The 19,564-nt window shown below is 60.8% G+C and carries 16 protein-coding genes; 3 read left to right on the top strand and 13 right to left on the bottom strand.

Annotated features, from left to right (window positions below):
- The first annotated feature begins 7 nt into the window (after positions 1–7).
- On the top strand, positions 8–1,267 hold the full coding sequence (locus tag VSR68_RS35240; RefSeq protein WP_342944177.1) for an MBL fold metallo-hydrolase: 1,260 nt from the start codon (positions 8–10) through the stop codon (positions 1,265–1,267).
- An 82-nt stretch (positions 1,268–1,349) separates the two neighbouring features.
- Positions 1,350–3,380: a squalene--hopene cyclase gene (gene shc / locus VSR68_RS35235; protein WP_342944176.1), complete on the top strand. Its 2,031-nt coding sequence runs from the start codon at positions 1,350–1,352 to the stop codon at positions 3,378–3,380.
- Positions 3,381–3,487: 107 nt separating this feature from the next.
- Here shc and VSR68_RS35230 read toward each other — a convergent pair whose 3' ends face one another.
- From VSR68_RS35230 to VSR68_RS35185, 10 genes are all read right to left on the bottom strand, one after another.
- Positions 3,488–4,285, bottom strand: a complete 798-nt coding sequence (locus VSR68_RS35230) for a crotonase/enoyl-CoA hydratase family protein (RefSeq protein ID WP_342944175.1) — start codon at positions 4,283–4,285, stop codon at positions 3,488–3,490.
- Between the two features lie 27 nt (positions 4,286–4,312).
- Positions 4,313–5,317, bottom strand: coding sequence for an acyl-CoA dehydrogenase family protein (locus VSR68_RS35225; protein ID WP_342944174.1), 1,005 nt, complete (start codon positions 5,315–5,317; stop codon positions 4,313–4,315).
- Between the two features lie 10 nt (positions 5,318–5,327).
- Positions 5,328–6,479: an acyl-CoA dehydrogenase family protein gene (locus tag VSR68_RS35220; RefSeq protein WP_342944173.1), complete on the bottom strand. Its 1,152-nt coding sequence runs from the start codon at positions 6,477–6,479 to the stop codon at positions 5,328–5,330.
- Positions 6,476–7,744, bottom strand: coding sequence for an acetyl-CoA hydrolase/transferase family protein (locus tag VSR68_RS35215; protein WP_342944172.1), 1,269 nt, complete (start codon positions 7,742–7,744; stop codon positions 6,476–6,478). Before VSR68_RS35215 ends, VSR68_RS35220 begins: the two co-directional genes overlap by 4 nt.
- Positions 7,745–7,750: 6 nt before the next feature.
- Positions 7,751–8,947 (bottom strand): thiolase family protein, encoded by a 1,197-nt coding sequence (locus tag VSR68_RS35210; RefSeq protein ID WP_342944171.1) that lies wholly within the window; start codon positions 8,945–8,947, stop codon positions 7,751–7,753.
- Positions 8,948–9,122: 175 nt separating this feature from the next.
- Positions 9,123–10,307, bottom strand: coding sequence for an acetyl-CoA C-acyltransferase (locus VSR68_RS35205; RefSeq protein ID WP_342944170.1), 1,185 nt, complete (start codon positions 10,305–10,307; stop codon positions 9,123–9,125).
- A gap of 22 nt (positions 10,308–10,329) precedes the next feature.
- The gene (locus tag VSR68_RS35200; RefSeq protein WP_342944169.1) at positions 10,330–11,529 is read right to left on the bottom strand and encodes an acyl-CoA dehydrogenase family protein; all 1,200 of its coding nucleotides are present in this window, start codon (positions 11,527–11,529) and stop codon (positions 10,330–10,332) included.
- On the bottom strand, positions 11,522–12,640 hold the full coding sequence (locus VSR68_RS35195; protein WP_342944168.1) for an acyl-CoA dehydrogenase family protein: 1,119 nt from the start codon (positions 12,638–12,640) through the stop codon (positions 11,522–11,524). The genes VSR68_RS35200 and VSR68_RS35195 overlap by 8 nt, the downstream gene beginning before the upstream one ends.
- A gap of 3 nt (positions 12,641–12,643) precedes the next feature.
- Positions 12,644–13,417, bottom strand: a complete 774-nt coding sequence (locus tag VSR68_RS35190; protein ID WP_342944167.1) for an SDR family NAD(P)-dependent oxidoreductase — start codon at positions 13,415–13,417, stop codon at positions 12,644–12,646.
- A 98-nt stretch (positions 13,418–13,515) separates the two neighbouring features.
- Positions 13,516–15,552, bottom strand: a complete 2,037-nt coding sequence (locus tag VSR68_RS35185) for an FAD-dependent oxidoreductase (protein ID WP_342944166.1) — start codon at positions 15,550–15,552, stop codon at positions 13,516–13,518.
- Positions 15,553–15,720: 168 nt separating this feature from the next.
- Between VSR68_RS35185 and VSR68_RS35180 the strand changes: the two genes are divergently transcribed.
- Positions 15,721–16,533 carry a TetR/AcrR family transcriptional regulator gene (locus tag VSR68_RS35180; RefSeq protein ID WP_342944165.1) on the top strand — a complete coding sequence of 271 codons (813 nt, stop codon included), beginning with the start codon at positions 15,721–15,723 and terminating at the stop codon, positions 16,531–16,533.
- A gap of 198 nt (positions 16,534–16,731) precedes the next feature.
- On the opposite strand, the gene VSR68_RS35175 is transcribed toward VSR68_RS35180, so the two are convergent.
- The 3 genes from VSR68_RS35175 to VSR68_RS35165 form a co-directional block, all read right to left on the bottom strand.
- The gene (locus VSR68_RS35175) at positions 16,732–17,811 is read right to left on the bottom strand and encodes a glycerol dehydrogenase (RefSeq protein ID WP_342944164.1); all 1,080 of its coding nucleotides are present in this window, start codon (positions 17,809–17,811) and stop codon (positions 16,732–16,734) included.
- A gap of 90 nt (positions 17,812–17,901) precedes the next feature.
- On the bottom strand, positions 17,902–18,594 hold the full coding sequence (locus VSR68_RS35170) for an SDR family NAD(P)-dependent oxidoreductase (RefSeq protein WP_342944163.1): 693 nt from the start codon (positions 18,592–18,594) through the stop codon (positions 17,902–17,904).
- A gap of 9 nt (positions 18,595–18,603) precedes the next feature.
- Positions 18,604–19,551 (bottom strand): electron transfer flavoprotein subunit alpha/FixB family protein, encoded by a 948-nt coding sequence (locus VSR68_RS35165; protein ID WP_342944162.1) that lies wholly within the window; start codon positions 19,549–19,551, stop codon positions 18,604–18,606.
- Positions 19,552–19,564 lie beyond the last annotated feature (13 nt).

Below are 19,564 nucleotides of genomic sequence, written 5' to 3'. Positions count from 1 at the left end.
ACTCGCCATGGCCCGTTTCTCGACGCAAGAGCACCCCATCCTCAAAAGCATCGCCTGGGAACCCGAACGCCCTGCCGAACGCATCAACGACTATATCGTGATGTCGCGCAGCACCTCGAATGCGTACGTCGTGACGCATCCCGAAGGCGACGTCGTTATCAATACCGGGACGCCGTACCAGGGCGTGCGCACGCGCGAGCGCTTCGAGCAACTGCTCGAACGCAAGCTCGATGTCCGCAAGATCGTCTTCACGCAAAGCCACCCGGACCATATCGGCGGCTGGGCGGCATTCGCTGGCGAGCAGACGGAAACCGTGGCGCAGCGTGAATTCGTGCGGATCAGTGACGAGCGCAAGCTCATGGCACGCTACTTCCAGCCCCGCGCTGCCCGCGTACTGAAGTCCATGACTCCTCAGAAGGAACACTCGGACGCGTGGTACAGCGGCACGCGCGACCCCGCGCCACTCACGCTGTTCGCCGACCGGCACGAGTTCACCGTGGGGGGACGGCGCTTCGAACTTATCTCCGCGCCCTCCGGCGAGACACTGGACTCTCTGCATGTCTGGTTGCCAGGCGAGCGCGTGCTTTTTCTAGGAAATTGGGCAGGCGCAATCCAAGGGGGGCTGCCTAACTTCTATACGGCACGCGGCGATCGCGACCGCAGCGTGGTCGGCTGGTTGCGGGAAGTGGACATCGTCATTTCGCTACGTCCGGAATTGGTGGTCACCGGACACGACGAGCCTTTGACGGGGGCAGACTACATTGCAGCCTACTTTACGAAGATCCGTGATGCAGTGCGCTACATCCACGACGAAACGGTCAAGGGCATGAACGCTCATAAGGACTTGTGGACGCTCATGACTGAGATCCGGCTGCCGTTCGAGCTCGAGCCCGCGTTCGGCCGTAGCCCTCTACGGTGGTTCGTGCGTGCCGTTTGGGAGGAGTACACCGGTTGGTTCAGAGCCGAGGCCACGACCGAGCTCTACGCCGTTCCCGCGAGTGCCGTTTGGCCAGAACTGGTACAGATGGCCGGGGGCGCGTCCGAGTTGGTGGAACGCGCGCGGCGCCGACTCGCGGACGGACAGCCTGTCGAGGCTCTGCACTTGCTGGAAATGGTGCTGGCCGTTGCCCCCAAAAACCGGGCCGCGCGCGAAGCTGAGATTGCTGTTCTCGAGGCGCTCATCGATGCAAATGGCGGCCGATACTTCGACGAGTTGGGGTGGCTCGAGAACGCGATCCTCGAGGCTCGTGCCGCGCTCGAAACGTGAAGCGCGGGACCTGCCATAAGAATCGAAACGACGCCCTGCGGCTCACCGGTGTCCCGGGGCGTCACCCTTGCGCGTCTCGTGCATGAATCGCTTTGCCGCAATGACCAACATTGACGACCTTCCTAGCCCGTCGCTCGACGCCGCCCTCGCGCGCGGGCGCGACGCACTTGTGCGCCTGCAGCAGCCCGACGGCAGTTGGTGCTTCGAACTCGAATCGGATGCGACAATAACGGCCGAATACATTCTCATGATGCACTTCATGGGGAAGATCGACGATGTCAGACAGGAGAAAATGGCGCGCTATTTACGCTCCATCCAGCGGCTCGGCACGCACGGCGCGTGGGATCTCTATGTCGATGGCGCACCGGACGTTTCGTGCAGCGTAAAAGCATACTTTGCCTTGAAGTGCGCGGGCGATGCCGAGCACGCCCCGCACATGATACGCGCCCGCGAGACGATCCTGGAGCTGGGCGGTGCGGCAAAATCCAACGTGTTCACGCGCATTCTCCTTGCCACCTTCGGAGAAGTGCCGTGGCGAGCGACGCCGTTCATGCCCGTCGAGTTCGTGTTATTCCCGAAGTGGATACCGCTGTCGATGTACAAGGTTGCTTACTGGGCGCGGACAACGATGGTGCCGCTCATGGTGCTGTGCTCATTGAAGGTTCGCGCACGCAATCCACGCAACGTCTCGGTCGCCGAACTGTTTGTTACGCCAGCCGAAAAGGTGCGCGATTACTTTCCTCCATCGAAGGGCGTTGGCAAGCTATTTCTCCTTGCAGACCGAGTGATGCGCCGCTTCGAACCTTTGCTTCCGCGGCGGCTCCGCATGCGGGCAATCCGATATGCGGAAGCATGGTGCGCCGAGCGTATGAACGGCGAAGACGGTTTGGGTGGCATTTTTCCTCCAATCGTCTACAGCTACCAGATGATGGAGGTCTTGGGCTATCTCGACAATCACCCGCTACGACGCGATTGTGAAGCGGCCTTGGACAAGCTGCTCGTAGAGCGCAACGATGGCAGCATGTACTGTCAGCCATGCCTGTCCCCGGTGTGGGATACCGCATGGAGTACCATCGCACTCGAACAAGCGCGCGCACCATCCGACACGACCCTCGACATGCGAATCGCGCGTGCCTATGAGTGGCTTGCTACACGGCAAGTCGGCAATCTGAGGGGCGACTGGATCGAGAATGTCGAGGCCCATATCCCGCCAGGCGGCTGGGCTTTCCAGTACGCGAATCCCTACTATCCAGACGTCGACGACAGTGCTGTGGTCGCCGCAATGTTGCATCGTCGTGGCCAAATTCTGGCCAAAGAGCACGGCACGGATCTATATGCCGGACGCGTGTCCCTTGCACTTGACTGGATTGTCGGGTTGCAGTCTCGAAATGGCGGGTTTGCCGCATTCGATGCCGATTGTGATCGCTATTACCTGAACGCCATTCCTTTTGCCGACCACGGGGCCTTGTTGGATCCGCCCACTGAAGATGTATCCGGACGCGTCCTCCTATGTCTGGGAATTACCGGGCGAACAGAAGACATACCGGCACTCGAGCGCTGTATCGACTACCTGAAGCGCACCCAACAACCTGACGGCAGTTGGTGGGGCCGCTGGGGCACAAACTACCTCTACGGCACGTGGAGCGTGCTGGCGGGACTGGCGCTTGCCGGAGTCCAACCCACTGAACCCTATGTTGCGCGCGCGCTCGCGTGGTTGCGCGAACGACAGCACGCGGATGGCGGCTGGGGCGAAACCAACGACAGTTATCTCGATCCGAGGCTGGCCGGGACGAACGGCGGAGAGAGCACCTCGAACTGCACGGCATGGGCTCTGCTTGCGCAAATGGCATTCGGCGACTGGAATTGCGAATCGGTGCAACGCGGCATCGCGTATCTGATATCCGCACAGCAAGCAGATGGGTTCTGGTGGCATCGATCGCATAATGCCCCCGGCTTTCCCCGCATCTACTATTTGAAATACCACGGCTATACAGCCTATTTTCCGCTATGGGCCTTGGCGCGCTATAGCAGGCTGGCCAGGCCCGCGGCCACCTTAACGACATCATACGTCGCCGAGCGCCAATGTGCCGATGTTTATGCCCTGCGAGACTGACAAAGCACACGGATGCCGCGAATGCGTTAAAGGCCGTCGAACGACGATCTGTGCTGCGGGTACGCCTTGTCCCTCAAATACCTCCATAAGAGGATGCCGAAGCCGCGCTAAAGCTGATCGAATCTCGGCGGTCGCTTTTCGACAAAGGCCGAGACCGCTTCCGTATGCTCGGGTGTCTTGTGCGCAAGCGCCTGAAAACCCGCGGATAACTCGAGCAGAGAGTCGAGACGCAGATGTTCGCCTTCACGCAGCAGACGCTTGGTTAGCCGCAGTGTGGGCCCCGGATTGGCGGCGATCCTCAGCGCCAGTTTGTGCGCCTCGTCGAGCAACTGTTCGGACGGCACGACGCGACTGACGAGACTACATTCCAGAGCCTGCTGCGCATCGAGCATGTCCCCGGTGAATGACAATTCCGCAGCCCTCGAGCGACCAATCACGCGCGGCAGCAGCCACGCACCGCCATCCCCCGGCACGATGCCGACCTTGATGAAGCTCTCGGCAAATTTTGCGTTTTCGGATGCAATTCGGATGTCGCACATGCAGGCGAGGTCGCAACCGGCGCCGATCGCCGCACCGTTGACGGCCGCAATGGTCGGCACCTCGAGATAGTACAAGGCCAACGGTAGGCGCTGGATACCACGCCGATACTCTTCGCGGATGCTGATTGGCGTGAGGCTCGGGTCCGCATATTTCCGCATGTCCTTCACATTGCCGCCGGAGCAGAATGCGCTTCCCGCGCCCGTGACGATCACTGCCCGTACGCTCATGTCGGCGGAGATTTCCTGACACGCGGCCAGGAAATCCGGCACCGCACTGTTTCCCGTCAACGGATTGCGCGCCTCCGGCTGGTTCATCGTCAGTGTAACGACCGGACCGTCACGCTCAAGCTTGAGAAAATCTCCCATGGAACTCCCCTAATCGAATAAAAGCGCTCAAGCGTCGGGCGCAATGCGCGTACGCACAAACTCCAGCGGGGTCTGCCGCTCGGCGAGCAGCGCACTGCCCAACCGAGCGTTCCAAAAGCCCTCGCTACCGTAGTCACGGCGCCAGTCGTGCAGGCGCCGCGTAAACAGCTGAAGATCGTATTCCTCGGTGACGCCGATCGCGCCATGGACAGCGTGACTCACTGCGGCCACCGTGACTGCCGCTTCGCTAGCGCGGCTTTTAGCTGTCGCTGCTCGTAGCGAATCGATGGTGTGATCAGCCGATGTCAGACCGATCAGTGCCGCCGTGCGCGCGGCATACATTTGTTCGCACAGCACACTCAGTTGTTGCTGAATCGCCTGCAGCTTGCCGATGGCTTTGCCGAACTGAATCCGCTCGTTCGCGTAGCCGATTGTCAGCTCTCCCGCGCGCTCCATCGCTCCTGCGAGCAGGGCCGCTGTAATCGCGGCTCCTGCCGCTCGCAGGTCGCACGTACCGGTGAACCGCAAGCCCGTTGCCGGAAAGCGCTTCCAATGAAGATCTGCGCTTAGGCTGCCGTTTCCGCCGCTACGTTGACGCTCCGCGTCTGCCGTCGGCAACAAGCAGTCGGTGCCGTCAACCTTGCTCCAGACCCATGACGATGTCTGACCGAACTGCACTGCACTCGCTGAAATCGCCCCGCCCGGTCCGATACGTACACGATCCGCAATCGTAATGGGACCCGTTGGAATCTCAGCGTTGGCACACGCTAGCGCCGCGCGCGCAAGGAGCGTGTGTGCCGCGGGCAACGGCACCGCATAGCGCCCGCACAACAGCACCAGGCCCGTGGCGTCCCGCCAGCCGAGCCCCGCCCCATCACGTTCGACAGGCACCAGCGCATCGATGAAACCGGACTCGTGAATATCTTTCCACAAAGCGACCGGCGCCTCGCCGTCCTCGATGCGACGTACTGTCTGCGGCCCGCAACGGTCCGCCAAGAACTGCTCGAAAGCATCCGTTAGTAGCTGATCCATGGTGCGCCCGTTATCTCAAGCCAAGGCCACGCGCAATCATTCCGCGCAGGATTTCGCGCGTGCCGCCGCGCAGCGACCACGACGGCGCAATTTGCTGCGCGTAGACCAATGTGCGGGTCAGCGCAGCGTCTTCCGCCGCGTCAGGAAACGCAGCCAGCGCATCGGCAAGCAGCGTGGGAATCGACTGTTCGAACTCGGTGCCCAGATCCTTTACGAGCGCAGCTTCGACAACCGGGCTTTCCCCCATGCAAAGTTTGTGCGTAACGGATATGGACATCTCGCGCAGTACAGCGAGATGTGCGGTGAAGCGTCCAAGCAACGCAATGCAGTTCGCCTCGCGGCTGGCGGCCCCGCGCAGATAGTTCAACCACGTTTCCAGCAGCACGATGCTTGAATAAATGCGCTCGGGCCCGCTGCGTTCAAAGGCTAACTCCGCCGTCACTTGGTCCCAGCCCTGCCCTTCGGTACCGACCAAGGCGTCGTCTGAAAGCAACACGTCGTCGAAGAAAATTTCGGAGAAGTGCGCATCTCCAGCCAAATCGTGGATCGGGCGGACAGTCACACCAGGCGACGAAAGATCCACGATGAATTGCGACAGGCCGGCGTGCCGATCCGCCGCGGAGCCTGAAGTTCTGACGAGTGCAATGATGTAGTGACAATGCGGCGCGTTCGTCGTCCAGATTTTGCGGCCCGACAACACCCACCCGTCGCCCCGGCGCTGCGCTCGCGAGCCCACGCTCGCAAGGTCTGATCCCGAGTTAGGCTCGCTCATTCCGATGCAGAAGAATGCCTGCGCATTACAGATCTTCGGCAAATAAAAGCGTTTCTGCGTTTCGGTACCGTATTTGGCGATTAACGGACCACTTTGACGATCGGCGATCCAATGCGCTGATACGGGCGCCCCAGCAGCAAGCAGCTCTTCGACGACGACAAAGCGAGCAAAATGGCTTTCGCCACCTCCGCCATACGCCTTGGGGAGCGTCATGCCCACCCAGCCCCGCTCCGCGAGCTGATGGCTGAACGCAGGATCGAATCCCATCCACGAGCGAGCGCGTATCTCAGGCGGCACTGTCCGCATGGCTTCACGCACAAATGCAGTGACTTGTTCTCGCCTCGCCTCGCAGTTGGGCGGGATAGCAGCTAGAGGCAATGGACTGATCATGTAACGGTCCCTAAACTAAGTACGCGCTGCAATTCGGCTTGATCCGCCGGGTGCGCGACTGAGATGAACGCTTCGGCGCGGGCGATCGGCGAGCAGCCACGCAGCGCCGCCACGCCGAACTCGGTCACGACGAAGTCGACGTCATCGGCTTCGATGGTGACAGGCACATCGCTCGGGAGACGCGGCAAAATATTGCTGCTCTCCTTGTAGCGGGATCGCAGCGCGAGGATGCTGCGCCCGCGCGGCGCACGCCGCGCTCCACGCGAAAAGTCGGGCAGACCGCCGGGCGCTGCGACAATGCGGCCGCCGACCGCCTCCGCATTCACTCGTCCGGCCAAATCGATCTGTAATGCGCTGTTGATAGCGGTCAGCCCGTCGATGGCCGCCAGCACGCTCGCGCCATGGGTGATCGAGCACGAATGCAGCTCGATCAACGGATTGTCGTCAATAAAGTCGTAGAAGGCTTGCGTGCCTGCCGCCATCGTGGCCACGCTGATTCCACGAAAGAACGATTTCGTGCTGTTGTCGAGCACTCTCGATTCGATAAGCGGCTGTGCCGCCTCGGTGATGATTCCACTGTGCAGACCGAGATGCCGGCGATCCGTCAAGCAGCCAAGTACCTGATCAGGCAACGAGCCGATGCCCACTTGCAGCACCGCGCCATCGTCAATCAGCGCGGCAACATTCCGTGCGATACAGCGATCGATCGCGTCTCCTGTCGCGCGCGGCACCGTTTGGGGCGGCGACGTCGCATCGATGAAATAATCGATGAGCCCGGCATCGATCGCGGCGTCACCGCAGGTGCGCGGCAACTGCGGATTGATCTCGGCGATCACCAGCGGTTTCTGCAACAACACCGCCTGCATGTAGTCCACCGATAGACCGAGCGAGACGCGATTGCGCGCATCCGGAGGCGATACTTGCAGAAGCAAGGCATCAGCCTTGAATTCGTTGCGTTCGAACAGGCCCGGGATGTCCGACAGCGAATATCGCAATGCCTCCGCACGCCTTGCGGTCGCCGCCGAGCGCAGTCCCTTGCCGGGGAAAAACGTCATAACCGACAGGTGGTCCGTTGCTGGCGGATCGCCATATGGCGCTGCCCCCATCGGCATTAGACTGAGAACCCGAGCGCCCTTGAAAGCCGCTGCCTCGCGCGCAAGCATCCCTGCAAGCACGATCGGTTCAGAACACGCCGAATGCAGCACGAGCGTTGGACGCTGCGGCAGCAGGCCGGCAATCTGCGCGAGGCTGCGAATCCGTCTCATATGCACTCAGTTTTCACGCCGGATGACCATGGCCGTCGTCACGCCGCCGCCGCCGCAGATCGCGGCCACGCCGAACTCCTTGTCGTGGCGCCTCAGAACATTGTTGAGCGTGATGGGCAAGCGCGCACCGGAAACGCCCGTGGGATGGCCCAACGCAATCGCACCGCCGAATACGTTCACCTTTTCGCGATTCCAATTCAGTGCTCGTTCGTTGGCCAGTATCTGGGCGGCAAACGCCTCGTTCACCTCGATAAAATCCATATCCGCGAGCGTCAAGTTCGCGCGCTCGAGCGCGAGAGGAATCGATAACGATGGACCATCGCCCATCAGCGCTGGCTCGACAGCCGTTTCCGCGAACGCAAGAATCGAGAACATCGGCTTCAACCCCGCCTCCATCGCTCGAGCGCGTGTCGTGAGTACGAGCGCACAAGCAGCGTCGCCCATCGTGCAGGCGTTACCTGCGGTAACTGTCCCATCGGGCTTGAACACGGGCTTGAGCAGGGCTAGCCTCTGCAACGAAGAGTCGGGGCGCCCGCCTTCGTCGACGCCGAACTCCGCGCCATCAGGATTTTTCCGTGACGGCTCCAATTTCACGGGGACAATCTCGTCAGCAAACAGCTTTTCCTTTAGCGCGGCAGCGGCACGCCGCTGCGACAGCAGCGCGAACTCGTCCTGCGCTTCGCGAGAGATGCCATGTTTCTCCGCCTGATTTTCGGCGGTAATACCCATCCCGTAGCCGCAGAGCGGATCGACGGTATCACTCCAAGAGTCTTTCAATACCTTGTCGCCCGACTTGAACCCTTCCCATCGCGCGTTGTGGAGCAGATAAGGCATCGTGCTCATCGACTCCATACCGCCGGCCACGACAAACTGCGCGTCGCCGGAAGCAAGCTCGCGGGCTGCGAGCATCAAGGACTTCATCCCCGAAGGGCAGGCCATGTTCACCGTGAAGACGGGCACCGACAGAGCAATTCCGCCTCGAACCGCAGCCGTGCGAGCCGGATTCGGGCCGTTACCGGCCTGCCGGCAGTTCGCGTAGATCACCTTGTCGATCCGCGCCGCTTCGATGCCGGCACGCGCCACGGCAGCCCGAATCGCCAGCGCACCCAGGTCATAGGCAGGAACCTCGCGCAAGCTGCCCCCAAAGCTCCCAATCGGAGTACGAACACCACTTATAACGACAATATCGGTTGCACTACTCATCAATCTCTCCACGGATAGGATGGGAGGCTACGAGCGATTCTTGGTGATGCTGAGGGCATCGACAATCGCGCCGAAGGTTATAACGGGCATATCGTCAGTTTTTGTTCATTCGTGCGGCGTCGCTGAGCTTTGACGTACACAAAAAACGAGAAATAGTGGTTGCCGCACAAGGGGCTCAGCAGACCTCGAAGAGACCCGCCGCGCCCATACCGCCGCCCACGCACATCGATACCACGACGTATCTGGCGCCCCGCCGCCGTCCTTCGATCAGGGCATGCCCCACGAGCCGCGCCCCTGTCATGCCATAGGGGTGCCCCAGCGGAATCGCCCCACCGTTGACATTCAGAAGCGCCGGATCGATGCCAAGCCGGTCACGGCAGTACATCGCTTGACAGGCAAAAGCTTCGTTGAGCTCCCACAGCCCGATGTCCTCGAGCTTCAGCCCGCTCTTTCGCAACAACTTCGGGATGGCGAGCACTGGCCCGATGCCCATTTCCTCGGGGACGCATCCGACGGTGACGAAGCCGCGGTAGATTCCGAGCGGCTCGAGCCCACGGCGCTGCGCCAGCCGGCCTTCCATCAGGACGCAGGCGCACGCCCCGTCCGATAGTTGGCTCGCATTGCCCGCCGTGACGCAGCCGCCGTCGATGACCGGCTTGAGCGCCGCCAGCCCCGCTGCTGAAGTGTCTGCACGCGGCCCTTCGTCACGCACGACGGTCACCGCTTCGTAGCTCACTTCCTGTGTGGCTTTATCGATTCGCTTCATGACCACGTCGATAGGCGCGATCTCGCTTTCGAAGCGCCCTTCGGCAAGCGCCGCCGCCACGCGCCGTTGAGACTCGAGCGCAAACGCATCTTGCATCTCACGCGTGATGCCGTACTTGCGCGCGACGAATTCCGCCGTCTCGAGCATCTGCATATAAGCAGTCGGCACACGTTCGACGAGGCCAGGGTCCTTTTCGCGTAGTGACCATTCCCCGTAGGCCGGCGACGTGGCGCTGACATTTTCTGACCCTCCGCCGACAGCAATATCAATGCCGTCAACGATGATTTCCTTTGCTGCAATCGCGATCGCCATCAGCCCCGACGCGCACTGACGATCGACTGTGCTGCCGCCGGTTGCAACGTCGAGCCCCGCTGCCAGCGCCGCCGCACGCGCCAAGTTACGCCCTTGTGTGCCGGCCGTTTGCGCACAGCCGATGATGACGTCCTCGACTTCGCCCAATGGGAGGCCTGCTCGCTCGACGGCGTGGGCGATAGCATGGGCGGTCAATGTCGGCGACTTGATGTTATTGAGTGCTCCGCGATGCGCCTTGCCGATTGGCGTGCGTGCGGTAGAAACGACAACGGCTTCACGCATGAATGTTCCCTCTCGCTCAGTTTCACGATTCCGGCATGTGCAGCACAGCCTTCGCGAGGATGTCGCGTTGAACTTCGTTGCAGCCGGCGAATATCGTCACCGGCCGCGCCATCATCAATTGCCAATGCAGATCCGTGAGCGTATCGCCAACCTCTACATCGCCTACGACCCCACCATACTCTCCGGCCACTTCGGCGTTAAATTCCGTGATGCGCTGTTGCAACTCGGAGATATAGATCTTGAGCATCGATACTTCGGGGCCCGGCTGGGTATCGTCTATTGCGATCTCGTCGCAAACCTGTGCGTACAGCAACTTGTAGTCGTGCAGATCGGCGGTAAGTTGAGCCAACCGGTCCATCACACCGGTGTCTTCTTGCTGCCCTGTCTCGAGAACCATCAGATGCGCAAGCTTTAACGCCCGCGCCGCCATAGCCGCGCTGCCGAGCCAGACGCGCTCATGGCCGAGCAACGCCTTCGCAACATCCCAGCCTCGATCGATCTCGCCGACGATGTTGGTCGCCGGTACGCGCACGCCGTCGAAGAAAACCTCGCACAATTCGCTTTCGCCGGCGATCGTGACGATGGGCCTGATCGTTATGCCGGGCAGACTCAAGTCAATCAGCACAAAGCTGATACCTTGTTGCTTTTTCGCATACTGGCCCGGCGCGCCAGTACGCACAAGCGTGAAGATATGGGTACATTCCTGCGCGTGCGTGGTCCAGATCTTTTGACCGTCGACGACAAAGCCATCGCCATCACGCACTGCGCGCGTACGGAGACTGGCCAGGTCCGAACCGGCGTTGGGCTCGGAATATCCTTGCGCCCACACCTGCTCTCCGCTGAGGATTTTGGGCAGATATTCGCGCCTTTGGGCTTCGCTGCCGCAGTGGATCAACGTCGGTCCGAGCTGCGTTTCCCCATTGTCGATCATACGTGCCGCACCGATACGCTCCATTTCCTGCTGATAGACCATCTGCTTGCGAAAACTCAAGCCCATGCCGCCCGCCTCGCGAGGCCAGGCGGGTGCGCGCCAGCCGGCTTCATACAGCATCCTGACCCACCGGCGATGATCCTCACCGCGCAATCTGCGAAACGGGCGACGATGATCTTGACAAAACTCCGGTGGATAGTGCGTATCCAGCCAGTGCCCGAATTGTCGACGGAATTCTTCGTCGGGCAGCGCGTTGCAGTCCTGACCGTCGGAACGACCTGGGTCACGCATGAAAGACCTCCTCCGACTCGGCATTCAGTGCGACGAAGCGTCGGCGCTGCACCATTGGCATGCCAAGCCACGCACGACCATGTAGTGCGGCTCGCAAATAGGCGCCGACGCCCCCCTCTTCGGTGAAACCCATTGCACCGTGCATCTGGATTGCCTTCACGCTCGTCTGCACTGCCACGTCCCCGCAGCGCGCCTTGGCCGCACTGACGGCCATCGCCGCCAGCCTTGTATCGGCAGCGGCTTCGACCGTTCGCAGCGCGTGACTCCAACTCGCAGATGCAAGCCGCACATCGACGTGAAGATCCACGCAACGATGCCGAATAGATTGAAAACCCGAAATCGGTCGGCCGAACTGAACACGCGTGCCGACATAAGCGAGTGTTTTTTCAAGCACGCCGGCCGCGAGCCCAGTCAATTGCGCGGAGAGCGCGACGCGCGCCGCCTGAAGCACGCTGACCAGTGCAAGCTCACTGTCGGGACCCGATGCCAAGGGCGCTCCGAATAGAATCGGCGCATGCTCGAAGCATATCGTCGCATCGCTGGCTAAGCCCGCTGCATACCGCTCTAGCATCACGCCCGTTGCGCTCGCGTCGACCGCTGCCAGCACCGGAAGGCCTTTGCTTTCAGCCGTTACCAGCAAAATGCCTTCAGGGCATGCGCCGACCACGAACCGTTTTCGGCCGGATATTCGCCCATCTCGAATTTGCGTAAGCGGCATCGCATCGTCGACCTGGCCGGCTGATTCCTGCCAGGCGATCGCAAACGGACGCTCGCCGCTCGTGAGCAGCGCAGCTAATTCGAGTATCCCCGAGTTGGGCGCACACTTCGCCATGAGCAAGCTCGGCAGCAAGCTCGCTGCGAGATACGGAATGGGCGAAGCGGCGCGTCCGAACTCCTCGCACAGCACTGCTGCCTCTCGCAGCCCCAGACCTTGACCGCCGAGCGACTCAGGCAATCCCACGCCTAGCCAGCCTAGTGCTTCGAGCTCCCGCCAGCCGACGGAATTGAAAGGCGATACGGAGCCGATAGCCGGTTTGTCGGCCACCCGCGCCTGAAGAAAATCAACCGCGCTTTGTCGCAGCAGCACGGCGATGTCGTCGCTATCATTCACGTTTCAGACCGCAATCGTATATCCGCCGTTGACGGAAAGAATTTGACCGGTGATGTATGACGCGCTGTCTGACAACAAGAAGAGCACCGGCATCGAAACCTCTTCCGGGGACGCGAAGCGGCTCAACGGAATTTGTTGGAGATACTGATCGCGAAAACGCTCGTCGTTCCGAATCGTTTCGGTCATCTGCGTTTCTACTGCTCCGAAGCACACCGCGTTGACTCGGATGCTGTACTTCGCCCATTCGCGCGCCGCACTCATCGTCATTCCGAACATGGCTGACTTGGCTGCCGAATAGTTGATCTGGCCGATGCTGCCGCGGCGGCCGGAATCCGAGGAAATATTGACGATCGCGCCCGGCGCACCCTCGCCGGCCTTCGCACGTGCAATCAAATGTCGGCCGACCGCTTGCGTGAAATAAAACGATCCGGCGGCATGCACGTCGATGACCTGTTGCCACTGGTCCGACGTCATTTTTTCGATCATCGCCGGGCGAATGATGCCTGCGTTATTGACCAGACCGTGGATCGCATCGTAGCGTTCGACGAGTTGCGCGACGGCATGTTGAGCGAACACTTGATCGGACACGCTGCCGATCAGCGGCGTGAAGCTGCTGCCCAGTTCATCCGCCGCCTTATTCAGACCGTCAGCGTTCAGATCAACCCCACCGACGTTTGCGCCGAGTTCGATCGCGAGTTTGCTCATCGCCAATCCGATCCCTTGACCTGCTCCGGTTATCAAAATCGTGCGATCTTTGAGCGATAGTAGGTTTTTCATGTGTGAGTCCGAAGTTGGCTGCAGCGAGCAGCACTAACGATTGTTGTGGCGCAGTAGCCCACATTAAAACTGACTCTGCGTCATTTTTCAAGTCGATACTAGTACGCAGGCCGTGTATCGCACGAGCCGGCGTCCATCGCAAGGTCGCAATGTGCAAGAACGGCCGCATAGGCACCGTGTACCGCGTCGCCGATCCGGCCACCTTGTCGCGCATCGCCGATAACCTCGAAAGGAATATCAGCCGCTTCCAGTTGGGCAACCAAGGTCAGATCCGGGCGACGTCCCTGTGCGATCAGCACGCGACTGACGGGCTCACGAGTCGATGTGCCATCCGCGGCCCGCAGTGTCACTTCGCCGTCGTTGATTGCCAGCAGGTGCGTCAGTTCGAGGATGCGGATGCGCGGATTCGCATCGATCCGCCGCAGCAGCACGCTGCGGTAAATCACTTCGGCAGACCGTGCGAGTTCGTTGTGCCTCGAGCGTGTCACAAGAATGACCTGGCAGCCACGCTCGGCCACATATTCGGCCGCCTCGCAACCCGTTTCGCCGCCCCCATAGACCAGCACCGGCGCGCTGGCAGGGGGAGGCAACCAATCCGCGTCGCCCATCAACACTTCGTAGGCGTCATGCACGATCGGCGTATCGATGCCGTCGATCGGCATCGCCAATGCTCGCGCGCCAGCCGCCAGAATCACGAAATCCGGCCGGGTCTGCTTCAGGTAGTCGATATCCACGCGGCAGTTGAGTTGAACCAGAACGCCGCTTGCGCTCAGACGACGCTCCAGGTATGCCAGGTACCAACCGAGCTTGTCCTTAAAGGGCGGAGCCGCTGAAGCGATCAACCCTCCCCCCAAGGCCCCGCGCGCTTCGAATAGCGTCGTCTCGAAGCCCGCTTGATCGAGTACCAGAGCGGCAACCATGCCGCCGGGGCCGGCACCGATTACCACTGCGCGCTGCCCGCGCGCGGCACCGACCAGTGGCAGCGCGTCAAGCTCGCGCCCGGTCCTGGGGTTTTCAGCGCAACCGATGACACCATGTTCGCCCGAGCTCAACGCGACGCAGTAATTGCACGAGGTGCATGGGCGAATCTCGTCGTCCGCGCCGCGTTTGGCCTTCTCGGCCCACGCCGGATCGGCCAAAAGCGGGCGACCGAGTGCGATCAGGTCGGCATCGCCGTTACGGATCGCTGCTTCTGCGGTAGCTGGCCAACGAATCTGACCTACGGCGATGACAGGCACCACTGCCGCTGCGCGGACTCGCCGCGCATACGGCAACCGCCACCCCTCCGGCATGGACATCGGTTCGACGATCTTGTCGAAGCTCGTCGAACCGTGACCGATCGACACATGCAAGGCATCCACGCCGGCTGCCGCCAGGCGAGGCGCGATTCGTTCCATATCTTCAAGCGCAATACCGTCCGGCGAAAACTCGTCCGCCGAGATCCGATAGATCAAAGGGCGCTCGCCGATCGCACGCTTGACGCGCTCGATGACTCGGCACGGAAAGCGCAGGCGGCGCTCTTCATCGCCGCCCCAAGCATCGTCGCGATGGTTTGTCATCGGCGAGAGGAAGGTGGTCAACAAATAGCCGTGAGCGGCATGCAACTCGAACGCCTGATAGCCCGCCTGAACCGCCAGTTCAGCTGTACGACCGAAGGACTCGATCAACTCTTCCAGCTCATTATCGGTGAGCGCCCGACAGGTCAGACGATCCGGGGTGCGCCTCGAACGGACGTCGCTGGGACCCACCGCTACACCGCCCTTGACCAACCCGCGTTTTGCGCCCGGTCCCCCGTGCTGAAGCTGAATGCAAGCAACCGCCCCCGCTTCACGAATGGATTCCACGAGCCGTCGATGCTGACCCACCTGTTCGATCGTCTCGAGCACCAGTTGGCGGTGTTCCGACCGGCCTGTCTCTCGATGCACGCAGCAAAACTCGACGATGATCATGCCGGTACCGCCGCGCGCGCGCTCTCGATAGAAGGCGATCTGCCGTTCGGACACATTCCCTTCGTCGTCAGCGAGCTGCGTCGACATGGGCGCCATGACGATTCGGTTCCGGAGCAACAGGCTACCGAGCAGGAAGGGGCTGAAGAGATGGGGATAGGCGACGTGCCGCGAAGCTTCCCGTTGCATCTGTATCTCCGTTCATTTTTTACTGCCGGCCGGCCGTGCCAACACGTTCGGATAGGCAAAAACCGGTCTCCTCTCGGGGACGTCGGCAGAAACTGATAAAATCACAGTTCAAAGTCACACGCATCGCAGATCGCGCCTTGCGGCCCAATTACACTCAGGAGTGGGATAGTGAAACCAGACGCACCGCACGAAGTTGCTTCTACTCGCAAAAAAACGGCTTCGAGCCGATCCATTCGTATCAACAAACAAGGCCAAACCCTCGGTCGGAAAGGCAACGAGACCCGCTATCGCCTGATGGAAGCCGCGCGGCGCCTGCTGAAAATGCAATCCCCTGTAGAACTCACTGCCGTCTCGATCGCAAAGGAGGCTGGAACTTCGTCCGCTACCTTCTATATCTATTTCGACGACGTCCGCGACATCATCTACGCACTGAGTGAGGTGGCTAGCCTCGAACTGGGAGAAGTGCATCGGCTACTCGAGCAAGAATCGAATCCGGCTGCTGTCGATATGGAGCACGCACGGCGCGTAGTCGATGCATTCAACGATGTCTGGAATCGCCATCGCGATGTCCTCCGTTACCGCAACCTCGAAGCCGACCGCGGTGACCGCGCGTTCTCGGACCTACGTGTGCGCTCGGCGATCCGCATCATCGATCGCTTCGTCGAACGCATTATGGCCGCCTACCCCGAGAAGGAGCGCCCCAGCCGCGGACAAGCCTATGCCGAAGCAACGGTGTTGTTTGCCGCCATGGAGGGGATCGCCGAAACCGATCCGGCACTCGTCAAGGAGTGGCAAATCGGCGCCGCGCGTCTTTCGGTTGCGACGGCTTGGTTGCTGGCTCGCAGCTTCGGTGCTCGCAATCCGGCGGCAGACGCGATCGACACTGAAACCGACGCCGCCGGACGGCTCACAAAGAAAGCGGCTAAGAGGACTACCCCAAAACAAACCGCTGCGGCAAAAACATCCCGCGCACGTACTTGATTCAGACACGTACACCCTTCACTAAGACGAACCGTTTCCCTATTCCAGCCTATCTGCCGCCGGTCCCGTAGGACATCACTTTTTTGGGTCGGCGGCATCCGCTCTCGCAATAACTAACAATACGTCATTTTTCAAGCCCATGTCAATCGGCTACAGGATAGGCGTTCGCATCGCAAGTGCCTATCGTCGTCTTTCTCGCTATCCGCCAATGATGGCTTCCACAGACCAGATCGCCTCCGCGATCTGACCCGGTGTCATTTGGCGCACAAATCGCTTCACGCTCGGGCTCGACATGGCACCCTCCGCCAGTTGTTGCACTTCGGCCGTCGTCGGATTCGTCAGCCCGAAGTCAGCCAATCTCCGAGGCAGGCCCAACTCTGCAAAGAGGGTGATGATGTCGTCGATATAGCTTGCCTCACGTCCTTCGAGCATCAGTTGCACCAACAAGCCGTATGCGACATGGGAACCATGCAAGGTCCCAGCGGCGCGCTGAATCATCGGAAAACCGCGGGCAATGGCATGTGCGATCGACAAGCCGCCATTTTCGAATGCGAGTGTGCTAAGGAGCACCGTCGCTTCGATCAGCAGCTCGACATCCTCCGTGATTTCCTTACGGGATGCCGCTCGGAGCGCTGCGGCGCCGTGCTTGCGAATAATGTCATAGCAGGCATCCGCGACTACCAGTCCGGTATGGGAAGGTTTGCCGCCGAACAAGGTCGCCGCTCCAGCGGCCGCGCATGCCTGTGCTTCGAACGTCTTTGAAATTGCGTCGCCGACTCCCGCTAACAGAAAGCGCAACGGTGCATCGACGATGACGCGCGTATCGACCAAGACCAGGTCCGCGTTGCGCTTGAGTTGCTGGACTTCGACCAATGCATGATGGTCGTCATACAAGGCGATCGAAGCGCTCGCTGGACCATCATTCGACGCGATGGTCGGCACACTGACGAACCGCGTCCCCAGCAGCCGCGCTACCCCTTTGGCGGTGTCGATGGACTTGCCGCCCCCGACGCCCACGACGATGTTCGGCGACAATGGTCGCGCGTTTTCGGACAGCGCATCGATTGCTGCCTTTGTCACCTCTCCGGGGCACAAGAACATCTGGATGATCGCGTCTTGGCTTGTAAAGCTCCGTTCAATTCGCGTCCCAAACAATCTATTGACGTCCGCGTCTACGACAACGATTGCATTGCTTCCGAGTTCCAAAGCATATCGACCGAGATCGTCGATCACGCCTGGGCCCTGGATATAACGCGAAGTCGCGGCGAATATCCGCATGGCGGATCCTCCTAGCATGACATTCACTGAGGAAAGGACTAGTCGTTCACTCCTGGTTGCAACCCTGCCGTGCCCCGCGGCGTCTATGACTCAACAACGATGAGTAACCGGAATCTGCGCACCGGTCACCGCGCTAGCCTGTGCGGACACGAGAAACGAAATGACATTCGCAATCGATACTGGCTGCACCCAGCGCAAAAAATCAGCATCAGGCATTTCTTGGCGATTAACGGGCGTATCGATGATCGCGGGCAGAATCGCATTCACGGTGATATTCCGATCCTTCAGCTCCTCTGCCAACGACTCCGTCATGCGTGCCAGGGCAGACTTGGAAGCGGCATAAGCCCCCATCCCCAATCCGCCGCGACTAGCGGCCGCCGCACCGATATTGACAATTCGGCCACCACCTCGTGCAATCAACAATGGGATCGCAGCCTTGCACGCCGAAACGGCGGTCTTGAGATTCATTGAATAAAGATCGTCCCAAGTATCAAGGCTTCCCTCTTCCACGGTCTCCCAGCGAAATCCACCTGCGACGTTGATGAGGGCATCGAGACCGCCGAATTTAGCCGCGACAGTCCGTAAGGCCGCCTGCGCCGCATCGAAAGAAGTAAGATCCACGCCGCCCAAGAGACACTGGCCAGTGAACTCGCGCGCCACTTCGTCGGTCGGGGATAGCGCATGATCGATTAGTCCCACGTTCGCGCCTGCGGCCTTGAACGCTCGGCCAACAGCGGCACCTAACGTTCCGAAACCACCAGTAATGACAACGGTCATCGCCATACCGCCCCCTTAACCAAGCATCCCGATCAGTTGCGGCACCGCATCGAACAGGTCTCCCACAAGGCCATAGTCGGCGACCTGAAAGATCGGAGCTTCTGCGTCCTTGTTAATGGCCACGATCACCTTCGAATCCTTCATGCCCGCCAAGTGCTGGATCGCGCCCGAGATGCCCACTGCAACGTAAAGCTGCGGCGCGACGATCTTGCCCGTCTGGCCGACTTGGTAATCGTTCGGCACATAGCCCGCATCCACCGCAGCGCGCGAAGCGCCCAGCGCTGCGCCAAGCTTGTCGGCTAGCGGCTCGAGCACCTTGGTGTAGTTTTCGCCGCTGCCCAGGCCCCGGCCGCCCGACACGATGATGTTCGCGCTCGTCAGTTCCGGACGATCGAGCTTCGTCAGCGCCCGGTTCACGAACTGGGAGATGCCGCGATCAGCCGCCGCTTCGATTTTCTCGACCTCTGCACTTCCCCCTTCGGCCGCTACCGCGTCGAAACCCGTCGCGCGCACCGTGACCACCTTGATCGTATCGTCCGATTGCACCGTTGCAATCGCATTGCCCGCGTAGATCGGACGCTCGAATGTGTCAGCCGATACCACGGCCGTGATTTCGCTGATTTGCGCGACGTCGAGCTTTGCCGCCACCCGTGGCGCCACATTCTTGCCGTATGCGGTAGCAGGTGCAGCGATGTGCGAGTAATCCCTCGCAATGTTCAGCACCGTGGCTTCGACGTTTTCGGCGAGCCCCTCGGCCAGTTGCGGCGCATCGGCCAGCAACACCCTCGCCACGCCGGCGATCTTCGCCGCCGCGTCCGCCGCGCCTTGCGCGTTGTGACCCGCGATCAGCACATGCACATCACCGCCGACGAATTTGGCAACCTCGTGTGCAGCGGCCACCGTGTTCAGCGTCGCGCCCTTGATCGATGCGTTGTCGTGTTCGGCAATAACCAGAATCGTCATTTGTCTCGCTCCC

The organism is Paraburkholderia phymatum (assembly GCF_038900715.1).
GTDB classification, from domain to species: Bacteria; Pseudomonadota; Gammaproteobacteria; order Burkholderiales; family Burkholderiaceae; genus Paraburkholderia; species Paraburkholderia phymatum_A.
Note: the sequence above shows the minus strand (reverse complement) of the source record. Positions and strands in the feature narration are given on the sequence as shown.

What these genes read in the sequence shown, in the direction of transcription:
- VSR68_RS35240 (WP_342944177.1), top strand. Translation starts at nt 8, where the DNA reads ATGGCCCGTTTCTCGACGCAAGAGCACCCCATCCTCAAAAGCATCGCC.
- shc (WP_342944176.1), top strand. Translation starts at nt 1,350, where the DNA reads ATGAATCGCTTTGCCGCAATGACCAACATTGACGACCTTCCTAGCCCG.
- VSR68_RS35230 (WP_342944175.1), bottom strand. Translation starts at nt 4,285, where the DNA reads ATGGGAGATTTTCTCAAGCTTGAGCGTGACGGTCCGGTCGTTACACTG.
- VSR68_RS35225 (WP_342944174.1), bottom strand. Translation starts at nt 5,317, where the DNA reads ATGGATCAGCTACTAACGGATGCTTTCGAGCAGTTCTTGGCGGACCGT.
- VSR68_RS35220 (WP_342944173.1), bottom strand. Translation starts at nt 6,479, where the DNA reads ATGATCAGTCCATTGCCTCTAGCTGCTATCCCGCCCAACTGCGAGGCG.
- VSR68_RS35215 (WP_342944172.1), bottom strand. Translation starts at nt 7,744, where the DNA reads ATGAGACGGATTCGCAGCCTCGCGCAGATTGCCGGCCTGCTGCCGCAG.
- VSR68_RS35210 (WP_342944171.1), bottom strand. Translation starts at nt 8,947, where the DNA reads ATGAGTAGTGCAACCGATATTGTCGTTATAAGTGGTGTTCGTACTCCG.
- VSR68_RS35205 (WP_342944170.1), bottom strand. Translation starts at nt 10,307, where the DNA reads ATGCGTGAAGCCGTTGTCGTTTCTACCGCACGCACGCCAATCGGCAAG.
- VSR68_RS35200 (WP_342944169.1), bottom strand. Translation starts at nt 11,529, where the DNA reads ATGCGTGACCCAGGTCGTTCCGACGGTCAGGACTGCAACGCGCTGCCC.
- VSR68_RS35190 (WP_342944167.1), bottom strand. Translation starts at nt 13,417, where the DNA reads ATGAAAAACCTACTATCGCTCAAAGATCGCACGATTTTGATAACCGGA.
- VSR68_RS35185 (WP_342944166.1), bottom strand. Translation starts at nt 15,552, where the DNA reads ATGCAACGGGAAGCTTCGCGGCACGTCGCCTATCCCCATCTCTTCAGC.
- VSR68_RS35175 (WP_342944164.1), bottom strand. Translation starts at nt 17,811, where the DNA reads ATGCGGATATTCGCCGCGACTTCGCGTTATATCCAGGGCCCAGGCGTG.
- VSR68_RS35170 (WP_342944163.1), bottom strand. Translation starts at nt 18,594, where the DNA reads ATGGCGATGACCGTTGTCATTACTGGTGGTTTCGGAACGTTAGGTGCC.
- VSR68_RS35165 (WP_342944162.1), bottom strand. Translation starts at nt 19,551, where the DNA reads ATGACGATTCTGGTTATTGCCGAACACGACAACGCATCGATCAAGGGC.